Raw genomic sequence first — 13,522 nt, 5'->3', positions numbered from 1 at the left:
GGGGTCCCGGGTGCCGACGCGGGTGCCGATCCGGATGCCCGTGGCGAACGGCTCTCCGCGGGCTAGCGATCGGTCTCGGCCACGCCCAGTGCCGCGAGCAACACGCGCGCTTTCAAACGGGATTCGGCATACTCGCGGCCCGGGTCCGACAGAATCGTGATTCCTCCCCCGGCACCGATCCGCGCGCACCCGGGCTCCACAAGAATGCTGCGGATAATCATCGACAGCTCCAGGGATCCGCGCGCGTCACGATACCCGAATGCTCCCGCATAGGCGCCGCGCGGCCCGGCCTCCATCGCCGCCAGATGGGTCATCGCACGGTGTTTGGGGGCACCGGTCATGGACCCCGCGGGGAACGTGGTGCGCAACAGGTCTCCGATATGTACGTCCGGGCGCATGGTGGCCTCGACGGTGGAAACCAGCTGATGCACCTGGGAGTATGTCTCGACAACGTGCAGTTCCGAGACGGTGACCGAGCCGAGCACAGCGATCCGCCCCAGGTCGTTGCGCATGAGATCCACGATCATCAGGTTTTCGGCGCGCTCCTTCTCATCCGCGCGAACCTCGGCGGCGAGTTCGGCGTCCCGGATCGGATCGGCATCGCGACGCCGCGTTCCCTTGACCGGACGCGTGGTGACCCTGCGCACGGTGTCCACGGAGAGGAAGGTTTCGGGGCTGGAGGACACCAGGGCGGTGTCCTCAAACCGTAGGTATCCCCCGCGGTCGGTGGGGCTCAGTGTGCGCAGGTGCTGATAGAGAGCCAGCGGATCGAAAGCCCCCGGCACTATGACCTCATTGGTCAGGCACAGCTGGTAGGCCTCGCCGGCGGCGATCAGGGTACGGCAGCGCTCCACCAGCGCACGGTACTCGACCTCGGAGTGACGCCAGGTCGGAACGGGCGGCGCACCCGCGGCGGGAGCGGTTATCTGCGCGGCGTGATCGGCAGAGGCGGGCACACGGGCAGCAGCACCAGCACCAGCACCAGCACCAGGGTTCTCCCACCGCGGATCCGTCGGCAGGTCCGTGCGCTCAATCAGGGTCACGGTACGCGCACCGTGGTCAAAGGCCAGCATCCGATCCACCAGCATCCAGCCGGCATCCGGCAGCGCGCCGGGACGCGAAGCGGCGGCGGGTGCACCCACCAGGTCGGTACCATACTCGTAGCCGAGGAACCCGATCCAGCCGCCCCCGAACCCGGAAACGTCGGCGGCGATCGCCGGGAATCGATCAAGCACCGACTCCAGCACCGCATGCAGGTCGGGCAGGTCCGCAGCGGGCAGGAACAGGCTCGGATCGCAGGTGCCTTCGCGCAGGCACACCGTGCCCGCGGACCGATCGGCCGTGACCACGGTACTGGCGATGCCCAGGTAGGTGGGGCCCGCTTCCGCACCGGCGCCGGCATCCAACCAAAAGGAGAACGCGGTATCACCAATCAGGGCCTCGGCGACCGCATCGGGTTCAACCCATCCCGGCAGCACGCGGGCACTAAAACTCAGGTTCACCCTCAGAGTTTAGCGAGGCTCGTCCCCGTCGGTGGACTCCGCGGCCCGATACCCCCGCAACCCGCCGCGATGAGCGCCGAGAGCGGCGGCGGCCACAATCGCGCAGACCCCTCCGGCGGCGATGCCGATGCTCGCACCCCACCAGCTCCCAAACGCTCCGGCCCGCGCGGCACCGAGCTGTGGGCCGCCCATCCCGACCATGTGTTCGAGGGCGCCAACCCGGCCGCGCAGATCGTCCGGTGTTTCCTCCTGCACGATGATCTGAGCGAGCGAGACACTGACCGCGTCCAAGATACCGCCCAGGCCAAGCAAAATGAGCGTGATCCACCAGTGACCCGAGAGCGCAACGCACACCATGAGCAGACCAAACAGCGCGGTCGTCAGCAGCAGAGCCGGGCCCCGGGAACGGATGCGACCAAGCGCCCCGGATCCGAGCCCGAGCAGCGCCGCACCCACCGCCGGTGACGCACTGAGCAGCCCAAAGATTACCGGATCTCCGCCAAAGCGCTCGGCGGTGAGCGCGGGTAGTAACGCGACCGGAAGCGCGAGCAGGGTGAGGCTTAGATCCGCCAGGAACACCCCGCGCAGCACCCGGTGACGCATCACAAACACGGCCCCCTCGGCAAGCCCGCCAAACCCGGTGGCCCCGGGTTTCGGGGATCCGGGAATGACAGGGAGGAGGATCGCGGCGATCAGCACGGCCACGCTGCCCACCAACTGGAGTCCAAAACACGCCCATGCCATCCCGACCGAGAGCAGCAGCCCACCCAGCGCGGGGCCCAGAATCATCCCGAGATTGCCGGATAACAGGGTCAGGATGATCGCCGCGGGCAGCAGTGCCGGCGGCACGATTGTGCGCAGCAGCGTCCGCCGGACTGGTACTGCCAGTGCACCGATCGCCGACTGCACCGCCACCAGTATGTACAGAACACCCAGCCACACTTCCGGCACCAGTGCCTGCACCACGAATCCGACTGCTACTACCGTCTGGGCGGATGCCGTGAGGCGAGCGAGTCGACGACGGTCCGCACGGTCAGCGAGGAGGCCACCAATCGGGGCCAGAGCAATGAGCGGAATTGCCACACACAGACCGATCAGCCCAACCGCGAGTGAGGATCCGGTGCGTTCAAACACGACAAAGGTAACTGCAATGATTGCAGCCTGCGCCCCGAGTCCCTGAAGCGTATTTCCCGTCCAGATCCGAGCAAACGCGGGTGCGTCTCGGAGCGGGCGCAGGTCCACAAACAGATTTTTTACCACGTCACTCCCCGCGCATCAACGACGCACAACACTACACGCCGCGTGCCCGAAGTTCGGTGCACGCGGCGTGAATGGTGTTTCTGTGCCGTGCTAGCCCGCGGTGACGAGGGTGCCCGCCTCGATGCGCAGGTGACGGTCAAAGAGGTCACCGGCGACGTCGGCGTGGGAGATCAGGATGACCGTGCGTCCGTGGGCGCGGGCGACGCCCACCAGGTCGGCGATCAGGGCGGTTGCCAGGTCACCCTCGACGCTCGCCGTGGGCTCGTCCAGCACAATTACCGGGAACTCGTGCAGCAGCGCGCGGGCCAGGGCCAGGCGCTGAGCCTGGCCGCCGGAGACCAGCGCACCACGCTCACCCACGCGGGCGGACAGGCCGCCGCGCTCGCGCACCCAGTCGCCGAGGCCCACCTGGTCGAGGATCAGTTCCAGGTCCTCATCGGTGGCGGTTTCGTGTGCGAACAGCAGGTTCTGGCGGATGTCCTCGTCAAAGAGGTACGGCACCTGCTCACACAGACCGATTTCCGTACGCACGGTATCGGGATGCAGCGAGGAGAGCTCGGTGCCCTGCAACCGGATCGATCCGGTGTAGTCGATGAAGCGCACCAGCGCGTGGGCCAGGGTCGTCTTACCGGCGCCGCTCGGGCCCTCGATCAGCAGGCTCTCGCCCGCCACGATGTTGAGCGAGTCGATGCGCAGCGCGGGTTCGGAGGCACCGGGGTGACGGATCGCGACGTTCGAAAACGCCAGCAGATCGGCACCGGGCACCGGCACCAGCTCGGTCGCGCCCACCTCGGCGGGCACGTCGGACGCACGCTCGGCGTCGGTGGCACCGGCGATCCGCTCGGCACTCGAGCGCACCTGACGCCAGGCACCGAGGGCCAGCGGCACGTTGGCCACGACCTCAAACACCGCGAGCGGAACCAGGGCCAGCACGGCCAGGCCGGGGCCCGACAGGCCGCCCTCGTGCAGCACCGGAATCGCGCTGATCATGGCGATCGCAATCGCCACGCCGGTGAACAGGGCCAGGGCCGCCGCGGCGATGCCGGTGCCGCTGGCACGCTTAACCAGCGAGGTGGTGAGGGCCTTGTCCGCCGCGTCCACCCGGGCACGGGCCGCGGGCTCGGCACCGTAGGCCACCAGCACATCGAGCGCACCGAGGTAGTCCACCAGGGAATCCAGTAGGTTGGCCCGTTGCGGGGCGAGCGAACGCTCGGCTCGGGCGGCGACCACTGAGATGGCCCAGGCGCTCAGCGCAAAGGTCAGGATCAGTGCAACCGCGAGTCCCAGGGCCGCGCCCGGGGAGAGCAGTGCCACGCCGACAACCGCGATGATCGACACACCCAGCGCGGTCAGCAGCGGCTGGATCACGCGCAGGCCCAGGTTCTGCATCTCGTCCACATCCGACACCAGCGTGGACAGCAGGCTACCGCGGCGTGAGCGGGCAAGGCCCGCCGGGGCGATCGGGAGCAGACGCTCCAGCAGCCCCACCCGCACGGTTTCCAGCTGACGGAAGGCCGCCTCGTGACTGAACAGTCGATCCAGGTAGCGGAAGAAGGCCCGGGCCAGCGCGAAGGCGCGCACCCCCACGATTGCCAGGTTGAGGTACATGATCGGCGGCATCTCGGCCGCGCGGGTGATCAGGTAGGCGCTACACGCCATCAGGGCCACGGTGGCCAGGGCCGATCCGATGGCCGACAGGAGCCCGCCGGTGGCGTACTTGCCGCGCGGTCGCGCGGCCTTCAGCACGTCCCGGGTGGTTACCACCGAGGGGGCCGGGGTCACTGTTGCGCTCATGCGTCCACCTCGATCGGCTCGGCTGCGGGTACGGGGATCGGGACCAGATCAATTCGAGTATCGGCACCCTCCAGGAAGGCCCCGCGGTGGCTGAGCACCAGCACGGCGGCACCCGCCGCGGCCAGGGTGCGCAGGTTGCTCACCAGACGCGCCTCGGTGGCGTGATCCAGCGCCGAACTCGGCTCATCCAGGATCAGCACCGCGCAGTCACGTCGACGCATCCGGTACAGCGCCCGGGCGATGCCCACACGCTGCGCCTGCCCGCCGGAGAGACCGGCACCGGACACACCCAGGTCACGTGTCGCGTCCAGATCATCGGCAACCGCGGTCTCCAGCGCCCAGGCCAGGACGGCGGGGTCGGGGTCCGAGTCGCCCAGGGTGACGTTCTCGGCGATGGTGCCGGCGGTCAGGCCGGGACGCTGCGGGGCCCAGGCGAGCCAGTCCCGCTCCCCCGCGGGGACTCCGCGCAGGGAGACCCCGTCGCGGGTGATCTCGCCGCTAAAGTCGGTGAAGCCCAACAGAGCGCCGACCAGACTGGACTTACCCACGCCGCTCGGGCCCGAGAGAACGGTGAGCTTCCCGTGCCGGACCTCGGCGCTGATCGGCTCATGCGAGAGCGGCGCATCGGCCTCGTGCTGGGCGCGCACCGCGGCGAATACCATTCCGGTGCCCGCAGTCCGGCCGGCCACATCCGAGGCGGTAGTGCCGGTGGTGCCTTCGGGCAGCGCGGCCGCCTCATCAAGAATCGCAAACGCATCCTCGGCGGCGGTCACGCCCTCGGCTGCCGCATGGAAGTTGGTGCCCACGTTGCGCAGCGGGAGGAATACCTCGGGGGCCAGCAGCAGCACAAACAGTCCTACCGAGAGCAGCATGCCGCCCTCAACCAGGCGCAGGCCGATGCCCACCGCCACGATCGCGACGGCGAGGCTCGAGGCCAGCTCCAGCACGAAGCCGGAGAGGAAGGTCACCCGCAGCACCTTCATCGTCGCCTGGCGATACTCGGTGGTGATGGTGCGCATCCGGTCGGCCTGGCGGTGCTGGCGACCAAAAATCTTCAGGGTTGCGAGGCCGCCGAGCAGGTCGACGAAGCCGCGCGAGAGTTTACCCAGGGTGTCCCACTGGGTGCGCTGGATGGACTGGGTTGCCCATCCCACCAGCGCCATAAAAAACGGAATCAGCGGCAGGGTGACCACCACAACGATGCCCGACACCCAGTCCTGCCACCAGATCACCACAACGAGGATCGGGGTGACCAGGGCGGTCAGGATCAGCTGGGGCAGGTACTTGGCGAAGTAGTCATCCAGCGCATCCATGCCGCGGCCCGAGAGGGTCGCGACCGAGATCGATCCGCGCCGGGCCAGCCAGCTCGGACCGAGCTTTCGGGTGGCGTCGAGGATCTTGCCGCGCAGCTCGGCCTTGACCCGGCCGGCCGCGCGCATCGAGAGCGTTTCGCTCGCCCACACGGTGAGCGCGCGAACCGCAGCGACCCCCACCAGCGCGCCGAGCCACGGGCCCAGGACGGAGAGCGAATCTCCATCCAGGGCCCCGGTCACGATCCGGGTAAGAACGGCGGCAAAGCCGATCACACACGCGGTGGTGACCAATCCAATCAGGGTCTGAGCCGCGAGGTAGACGCGGATTGAACGGGCATAGCGCAGCAGGCGGGGGTCAAGCGGACGCATCGTGAATGGACCCTAGTGGGCCGCAGCCTCGATCGTCGCGTGGGTGATCCGCTTCCGGAAGACCCAGTAGGTCCAGCCCTGGTAGAGCAGGATCAGGGGCAGTGCGATCACGGCCACCCAGCTCATGAACTCCAGCGTGTAGGTCGAGGACGAGGCGTTCTCGATGGTCAGGCTGTTGGTTGCTGGGTCGATCGTGGAGGGCATCACGTTCGGGAACAGGGTCACGAACAGGGTCAGCACGGCGGCGGCGACGGTCACGGCGACGGCCGCGAAGCTCAGCCCCTCCTTGCGGAGGTAGTTGAGCGCAACCGCGCCGATCAGAGCCACGGCGGCAATCGCCGAGCAGATGATCGTGGCGAGCTTGAACTCGGACATGATGATCGTCCACACCAGGAAGCTGGCCGCAACCACGATGGTGATGATCCCCACCTTGACCGCAAGCTTCTGAGCCCGAGCGTGCAGGTCACCATCGGTCTTCAGCAGGATGAAGTACAGACCGCTGAGGAAGAACAGCAGCAGCGTGGTGACACCACCCAGCAGCGCATACGGGTTCAGCAGGTTCCAGAACCCACCCACGTAGTCGAAGTGCTCGTTCAGCGGAACGCCGCGTACGACGTTGGCGAAGGCGACACCCCAGAGCAGTGCGGGGATAACCGACCCGATGAAGATCATCGTGTCGAAGGAGCGCTTCCAGCTCTCGTGCTTGCGCTGGTGGCGGTACTCGAAGGAGACACCGCGCAGAATCAGCGCAATCAGGATGAGGAACAGTGGCAGATAGAACCCGGCGAACAGGGTCGCGTACCACTCGGGGAACGCGGCGAACAAACACGCACCGGCCACGATGACCCAGGTCTCGTTGAGGTCCCAGACCGGACCGATGGTGTTAATCAGGACGCGACGCTCGGAGTCGTTTTTACCGAGGAAGGGCAGCGAGATGCCCACACCGAAGTCGAAGCCGTCGAGGATGAAGTAGCCGATGAACAGGGCACCGACGATCCAGAACCAAAGCTGTGCAAGATCCATGATGGTTTCCCTTTACCTAGTAGACCGTCGCGGTGGGCACCGGAGTGTCCGAACCGTCGTCTGCGGTTTCCACCGGCGCGGGGCCGGCAATGGCTGCCTTACGGATCAGGCCGAATTCGACCACGGCGAGTGCACCGTAGACAATCGTAAATCCGATCAGGGAGAGGAGCACCTGGAACCCGGTCAGCTCGGGCGATACGGCGTCCTTGGTCTTCAGCAGACCAAACACAATCCACGGCTGTCGACCCATCTCGGTGAAGACCCAACCGATCGACATGGCCAGCAGGGAGGCCGGGAAAGACCAGATGGCGACGCGCCAGACCCAGCGCTTGGGGCTGCGGCCCTTGCGGGTCACAAACAGGCCCACGGCGGCGACGATCATGTGGAACATGCCCAGACCGATCATCCAGCGGAACGCCCAGTAGGTGATCCAGATGGTCGGTGAGTAGGTGTCGGGACCATACTGTGCGGAGTACTGAGCCTGCAGCTCGCGGATACCCTCAACCGTTCCATCGAACGAGTGGGTGGAGAGCAGTGACAGCAGGTAGGGCACGCGGATCGAGAACAGCTCATGCTGTCCGTCCGGGGTACCAAACGTGAAGATCGAGAAGGAGGCGTTTGCTCCCGTGGCGGTGTTGTAAAGCGCCTCGGCGGCTGCCATCTTCATCGGCTGGGTCTGCACCATGGCCAGGGAGAGCTGGTCACCAAAGAACATGGTGCCGGCACCGGCGATGAGCATCATCCAGAGACCGAACTTCAGCGCCGGACGCATGGTGTCCAGGTGCTGGTTACGCGACAGGTGGTACGCGGCGACGGCGACGATCAGACCGGCACTCACCATGAAACACGCGGCGATGGTGTGCGGGAAGGCGGCCAGTGCCACCTTATTGGTGAGCAGCTCGCCGATGCTGGTGAGCTCGGCGCGACCCTTCTCGGCGTTCATCTGGTAGCCCACCGGGTTCTGCATGAACGCGTTGGCGGCGATGATGAAGTATGCGGACAGCGCCGTCGCGAAGGCCACACACCAGATCGAGGCGAGGTGGAGCTTGGGCGAGAGTTTATTCCACCCGAAGATCCAGACACCGATGAAGGTGGCCTCAAAGAAGAATGCAAGCAGACCCTCGAGGGCCAGCGGGGCACCAAACACGTCACCGACGAATCGGGAGTAGTTGGACCAGTTCATACCGAACTGGAATTCCTGCACGATACCGGTGACCACACCCATGGCGAAGTTGATCATGAAGATCTTGCCGAAGAACTGGGTGAGCTGCAGGTAGTGCACCTTACCGGTCCGCACCCATGCGGTCTGGAAGATCGCCACCGTGGTGGCCAACCCGATCGTCAAGGGGACAAACAGGAAGTGGTACACCGTGGTGAGACCGAACTGCCACCGGGACAGTATCAGCGGATCGAGAATTTCGTTCATGTCACAAACGCTCCTGGTTTACGCAAGACAACTACGTGGACTATGCGACCGTCAGCTCCGTGCAGGGAGGTAATTCCTGTGGTACGACCTGTCTTGTTGACCTCAGATTAGCATGATTTGACCCTGTGGTCTGACCACACGTTTCGCATATTAACCGACACGGTGTCGCAATCCCCGAAACGGGTGACGAGGACTCCCCCAAATGGGTGCCAGATGCGGTCTTGGTGGGGGTGTTTACCGTAGATTAGACGCGTGAACGATTTCCTCGGCGGCTTCCTCGACCTTGTCCAGAGCGTTGATCCCGTGCTGCGCACGCTGCTCGCCGGAATCGGCATGATGCTGGAAACCAGCGTCCTGATCGGCCTGATTGTCCCCGGGGATACCATCGTGATCATCGCCTCTACCGCGGTGTCCGGGCCGGTGGAGTTCATCGCGATGGTCCTGGCGATCATCATCGGTGCCCTACTGGGGGAATCGATCGGGTTCTGGCTCGGCCGCACCTTTGGTCCGGCTATCCGCCGCTCCTGGGTGGGGCGCAAAATCGGGGAAAAGAACTGGCAACGCGCCGAACTCTACCTCGATCGCCGCGGCGGCATCGCGGTGTTTCTCTCACGGTTTCTCCCGGTACTCCACTCGCTCATCCCGCTAACCGTGGGAATGAGTCGTATGACCTATCGTCGCTTCCTTGCCTGGACAATTCCCGCATGTGTGATCTGGGCGGGGGCGTATGTGAGTGTCGCGTCCGCCGCGGCCGGTGGATATCGGCAGATGGCCGACCAACTTCACGGTGCCGGATACATTTTTGTGGGTATTATTGCCGCGTTCCTGGTGGTCGTGTGGGGCATCAAAAAACTCATCGGACGCGGCGAGGCGAAGCATTTGGACCTCCCCGAGGACCCGACCGACCCCAAAGCATGACAGAATTGAACCGTGCCCACGCCTGACCACGACGACACCGCACGTCACTCCCCCTCCGCGATGGTCTCGGCAACCATTCATCGCGCCGCCCGAATTGACGATGCCATTCTTGCCTGGCGAGAACGCCGCGGCCGCAAGCGCGGCTGGCGGGGAACCGTGGTCCCCTACACCGGATATGGTTCAACCACCTGGGTCCGTGTGCTGTGCCGCGTGCTCCTCAGCGGAAGCACCACCCATCCGCAAACCCGTGAGCAGGATTCCTCCCGTCGCATTCGCGGCTGGCGCTCGTTCATCACCGTGCCGGTGGTGGACGCCGAGGTCATCGTCACCGTTGCCGGAGTGGAACACCGCCTGAGCGCCGACCGTGGTGGCCTGATCGATGCGGTCATTCCCGCCGAGCTTGAGCCGGGATGGCAGCAGATCACGCTGACCACCGAGGGGCATGAGCCCGTATCGGCCGACGTGTTCATCGTGGATCCCGAGGCACGCTTCGGGGTGATCTGCGACGTGGACGACACGGTCATGGTCACCGCCCTCCCGCGCCCGCTGGTCGCCGCCTGGAACACCTTTGTGCTGGATGAGCACGCCCGCGTCCCGGTCCCCGGAATGGCCGTGTTCCTGGACCGGATGGTGCGAGCCCGTCCCGGCTCCCCCATCATCTACCTCTCCACGGGCGCCTGGAACGTGGCCCCGACCCTCAACCGCTTCATGTCCCGAAACCTGTATCCGGCCGGCGCGCTGTTGCTCACCGACTGGGGTCCCACCGTAGATCGCTGGTTCCGCAGCGGCCGCGACCACAAGGTTCAGAACCTCGACCGACTCGCCAGCGAATTCCCCAACATTCGTTGGCTCCTGGTTGGCGACGACGGCCAGCATGACGAGGACCTCTATCGCGACTTCTCCCAGGCTCACCCGGGCCAGGTGCGGGCGATCGCGATTCGACGTATGTCCACCGGCGAGGCCGTGCTGGCCGGCGGCCGCAGCCGTCACGACGACGTGGAGGACAGCGAGAGCGACGGCGTGCTGCGCCTCTCGGCACCCGACGGTGCCGGCCTGCTGGCCCTCCTCAAAAACGCTCACCTGCCCGACTAATTCCCGTGTCTCCTCCGCCGACTCGGTGAGGAATGTCCGGATCGCAACGCGTTTCCGGTCCAGTCGTTATCCGACGCGCCCAGCACCCCTGATGCATCCATCCGATATTCTGGGGTCATGCGCCTGACCTCTCTGATCCGCACCAGTTCGCGGATTCCCCTGCTTCAGGCGCTCAAGACGTCCATCGCCACCGTGCTCGCCTGGTTTGCCGCCTCCGCGGTGCTGCCCTCGCAGATGCCCGTGTTCGCGGCGGTGGGCGCGCTGCTCGTGGTCCAACCGAGCCTGCATCAGTCCGCCGGTAAGGCGATCGAACGCAGCATCGGTGTGATCGGTGGGGTGTTGATCGCCACCGGCGTCAACCTGGTGTTTGGCCTGCAGAGCTGGGCGATCCTGCTCGCCATCGTGATTTCGATCATGGTGGCCTGGGTGTTCCGCCTGTCCCCCGGCTCCTCGAACCAGATCCCGATTTCGGCGATGCTGGTGCTCGCGATCGGCGGTGCCACCCCCGACTACGCCTGGCATCGAATCCTGGAGACCCTGATCGGTGTGGCCATCGGTTTTGTGGTGAACGCGGCGATCGTGCCGCCGGTGATCCTCGCCCCCGCCCAGCGTGAGGCCGCGCAGCTGGCCCAATCGGTTGCGGCGCAGCTGGATGATCTGGCCGCGGCGCTCCCCTCGAAGCAGAGCCGCGCGGAGCTGGACTCGCTGATGATTTCGGCACGCCTCCTGCGTCCCATGCGCGATAAGGCCCTGGCGGCGATTCGGGTGGGCGAGGAATCACTCACGATGAATCCCCGCCGAAGCAACCATCGGGATCGCCTCAACGAAACCAAGGCTCTGATCCACACCCTGAGCGCGCTGACCAACCGGGTTGTGGGAATGAGCCGCGCCTTCCACGACCACTATGACGACGGGCTGCGCGATGAACCCACCGTCCGGGCGATCGCCCAGGAACTCTCCCGCGCCGCCCATGACCTGCGCCTGCTCGCCGATGCCCGCATCCTCGACGGCCGCGATCCCGAACTGTCGGTTCCGATCGAGGAACCCATGCTGACCGCGCCGATCACCATCCATAAGCCCAACCCGCTGCACTGGATCCTGATCGGCTCACTGATGGAAGACCTCCGCCGCATCCGCGAGGAGATCACCGGGGACGCCTAGCCCCCAGCCGCGCTGGCCCGCTTACCGTCCGGCCCGCTGGCCCGGCTAGAGATCATCGAACTTCACGATTATCTCGTCGGAGTGGTCGAACCAGGTCCACGGATGCCGCGCGTCAAGAAGCTCGCTCACCCGCCGGTGTCCCGGAGAGAGCGGGATGTCCCATTCCAGCCCCTCCGGCCCCGGTCCCGCGCATCAACTCCTTCGCGATCCCGCGACAGGCTCTCGCCACGGCATCCGCGAACGCCCTGTTTTCGGCTATACGAAACATCACCCGCGCATCAAAATAGACAAACGGGGGAACCTGAAAAAGCGGGCGCTGCCCGGGTTCCAACAGCCATTGGGCGAGGTGCTTGTCGGCCCAGCCTTCCAGAATTCCCACCAGCACCTGCGCCTGCCCCGGTGTAAGAAAACTCCCGCTCAGCCACTTCCACTCCAGCGTGTCCTGCTCCGCCCGGCGAACCTCCGGCGTCCGTTCTTCCAAGCCCAACACGCGCGCGCAGACCGCACGCGTACCGTCCTTGACTCTCACCGGATCCGCTTCCCACCGTGCCCAGGTGGACACGCTCACGGACGCGCGCCTAGCCGCCCCGGCCTGTGACAGCCCGAGGTCCCTACGCCTGCGCAACCGCTCGTTCACCTGAGCGAGGCTAATCAGAACTCGTCCCGGGATCAACTCACCGGTTCCACCACGGACATCACGGACGCTCCGAACGCTCCGAACGCCGAGGATGCACTGAAATCAGGGACGTCGCAGACAAATCGGGAGGGGACCAGATGATTCGGGGTACCAGATGAATCGGAGGTTTCAGACGCATCGGCTGCATCGGTGACAGCGGAGATATCAGAAGCATCGGCAGCATCGGTGACAGCGGAGACATCGGAGGCGCTTTTCCCATTTGCCTTGTTTGCACCACCCTCCCCGCCCCTATCCCTTTTAGAGAGAGAGGGTCGTTTTGACTCGTAATTGACACGTCAAAACCGGTACTCGCCACAGAAGCGTGTGCGAGGAGAAACAGGGCGGGATTTTGACACGTAATTGACGTGTCAAAATGCCTAGTCGCCACAGGGGCATGTGTGTGGGAGAAACGGCGACGTGCCCCCCGCTCACCACACCGGGCCGCACTGGACCGGACCGGACCGCGTCTCAATCAGGATCGTCCCAGGAGTGGGCTAAGCGCCACACGGCTGCTAACTAGCGACTAGCGACTAGCGACTAGCGACTAGCGGCTAGCCGATGGTGGGGTCGGCGTCGCGGTAGTACCAGCGGCCGTTTTCGCGGGTGAAGTGGCTGCGTTCGTGCTGGGTGCCCTTGCCGTCCGGGGAGCGGTAGTAGGCGGTGAATTCGACCGTGCCGACGCGGTCCAGGGGGCCGCCGGCGCTGGTGCCCTCGATGTCGAGGCGGTACCAGCGCAGGTCGGGGTCGAGCTCCAGGGCACCGGGACGGGTGTGCGGGTGCCAGGTGTGCAGCAGGTAGTCCACATCGCCCACTGCGAACGCCGAGAAGCGCGAGCGCATCAGCGCCTCGGCCGTGGCCGCCGGGGTGCCGGCATGGGCGCGACCGCAGCACTCACCGTAGGTGAGGCCGCTCAGGCACGGGCAGCGCAGTGTGGGATCCATGCCTCAATTCTCCCACGATGTCCCCACCAGCGGATAACATCTCAGGA

11 protein-coding genes are annotated in these 13,522 nt (G+C 65.7%); 3 read left to right on the top strand and 8 right to left on the bottom strand.

Features of this window, described 5'->3' with window-relative positions; translation table 11 throughout:
* Positions 1–62: 62 nt before the first annotated feature.
* The 6 genes from M2390_RS05940 to M2390_RS05915 all read right to left on the bottom strand — a co-directional run bounded on the left by M2390_RS05940 (position 63) and on the right by M2390_RS05915 (position 8,687).
* Positions 63–1,502, bottom strand: coding sequence for an anthranilate synthase component I family protein (locus M2390_RS05940; protein WP_259177602.1), 1,440 nt, complete (start codon positions 1,500–1,502; stop codon positions 63–65).
* Positions 1,503–1,511: 9 nt separating this feature from the next.
* Positions 1,512–2,762 carry an MFS transporter gene (locus M2390_RS05935; RefSeq protein WP_259177601.1) on the bottom strand — a complete coding sequence of 417 codons (1,251 nt, stop codon included), beginning with the start codon at positions 2,760–2,762 and terminating at the stop codon, positions 1,512–1,514.
* Positions 2,763–2,852: 90 nt separating this feature from the next.
* A complete protein-coding gene (gene cydC / locus M2390_RS05930; protein ID WP_259177600.1) occupies positions 2,853–4,556 on the bottom strand; it encodes a thiol reductant ABC exporter subunit CydC in 1,704 nt (567 codons plus the stop codon).
* Positions 4,553–6,238: a thiol reductant ABC exporter subunit CydD gene (gene cydD, locus M2390_RS05925; RefSeq protein ID WP_259177599.1), complete on the bottom strand. Its 1,686-nt coding sequence runs from the start codon at positions 6,236–6,238 to the stop codon at positions 4,553–4,555. The genes cydC and cydD overlap by 4 nt, the downstream gene beginning before the upstream one ends.
* Positions 6,239–6,250: 12 nt before the next feature.
* Positions 6,251–7,261, bottom strand: a complete 1,011-nt coding sequence (gene cydB, locus M2390_RS05920) for a cytochrome d ubiquinol oxidase subunit II (RefSeq protein ID WP_259177598.1) — start codon at positions 7,259–7,261, stop codon at positions 6,251–6,253.
* A gap of 16 nt (positions 7,262–7,277) precedes the next feature.
* Positions 7,278–8,687, bottom strand: a complete 1,410-nt coding sequence (locus tag M2390_RS05915; protein WP_121688763.1) for a cytochrome ubiquinol oxidase subunit I — start codon at positions 8,685–8,687, stop codon at positions 7,278–7,280.
* Positions 8,688–8,939: 252 nt separating this feature from the next.
* Between M2390_RS05915 and M2390_RS05910 the strand changes: the two genes are divergently transcribed.
* From M2390_RS05910 to M2390_RS05900, 3 genes are all read left to right on the top strand, one after another.
* A complete protein-coding gene (locus M2390_RS05910) occupies positions 8,940–9,605 on the top strand; it encodes a DedA family protein (protein ID WP_259177597.1) in 666 nt (221 codons plus the stop codon).
* A gap of 60 nt (positions 9,606–9,665) precedes the next feature.
* Entirely contained in the window at positions 9,666–10,697 is a 1,032-nt protein-coding gene (locus M2390_RS05905; protein WP_121688975.1) for an App1 family protein, read from the top strand.
* 117 nt (positions 10,698–10,814) lie between these two features.
* Positions 10,815–11,858: an FUSC family protein gene (locus tag M2390_RS05900; RefSeq protein ID WP_259177596.1), complete on the top strand. Its 1,044-nt coding sequence runs from the start codon at positions 10,815–10,817 to the stop codon at positions 11,856–11,858.
* Between the two features lie 112 nt (positions 11,859–11,970).
* Here M2390_RS05900 and M2390_RS05895 read toward each other — a convergent pair whose 3' ends face one another.
* Together M2390_RS05895 and M2390_RS05890 are read right to left on the bottom strand one after the other, a co-directional pair.
* Entirely contained in the window at positions 11,971–12,426 is a 456-nt protein-coding gene (locus M2390_RS05895) for a hypothetical protein (protein ID WP_259177595.1), read from the bottom strand.
* A 659-nt stretch (positions 12,427–13,085) separates the two neighbouring features.
* Positions 13,086–13,475, bottom strand: coding sequence for a YchJ family protein (locus M2390_RS05890; RefSeq protein ID WP_121688767.1), 390 nt, complete (start codon positions 13,473–13,475; stop codon positions 13,086–13,088).
* Positions 13,476–13,522: the final 47 nt, after the last annotated feature.

The sequence above is a fragment of the Mycetocola sp. BIGb0189 genome (genome assembly GCF_024810155.1).
GTDB classification, from domain to species: domain Bacteria; phylum Actinomycetota; class Actinomycetes; order Actinomycetales; family Microbacteriaceae; genus Mycetocola; species Mycetocola lacteus.
This window is presented reverse-complemented; position numbering and strand designations above follow the sequence as displayed.

Excerpts from the sequence above, each read along its gene's own strand:
- M2390_RS05915 (WP_121688763.1), bottom strand. The coding sequence starts at position 8,687 with ATGAACGAAATTCTCGATCCGCTGATACTGTCCCGGTGGCAGTTCGGT.
- M2390_RS05890 (WP_121688767.1), bottom strand. The coding sequence starts at position 13,475 with ATGGATCCCACACTGCGCTGCCCGTGCCTGAGCGGCCTCACCTACGGT.
- cydD (WP_259177599.1), bottom strand. The coding sequence starts at position 6,238 with ATGCGTCCGCTTGACCCCCGCCTGCTGCGCTATGCCCGTTCAATCCGC.
- M2390_RS05905 (WP_121688975.1), top strand. The coding sequence starts at position 9,666 with ATGGTCTCGGCAACCATTCATCGCGCCGCCCGAATTGACGATGCCATT.
- cydB (WP_259177598.1), bottom strand. The coding sequence starts at position 7,261 with ATGGATCTTGCACAGCTTTGGTTCTGGATCGTCGGTGCCCTGTTCATC.
- M2390_RS05900 (WP_259177596.1), top strand. The coding sequence starts at position 10,815 with ATGCGCCTGACCTCTCTGATCCGCACCAGTTCGCGGATTCCCCTGCTT.
- cydC (WP_259177600.1), bottom strand. The coding sequence starts at position 4,556 with ATGAGCGCAACAGTGACCCCGGCCCCCTCGGTGGTAACCACCCGGGAC.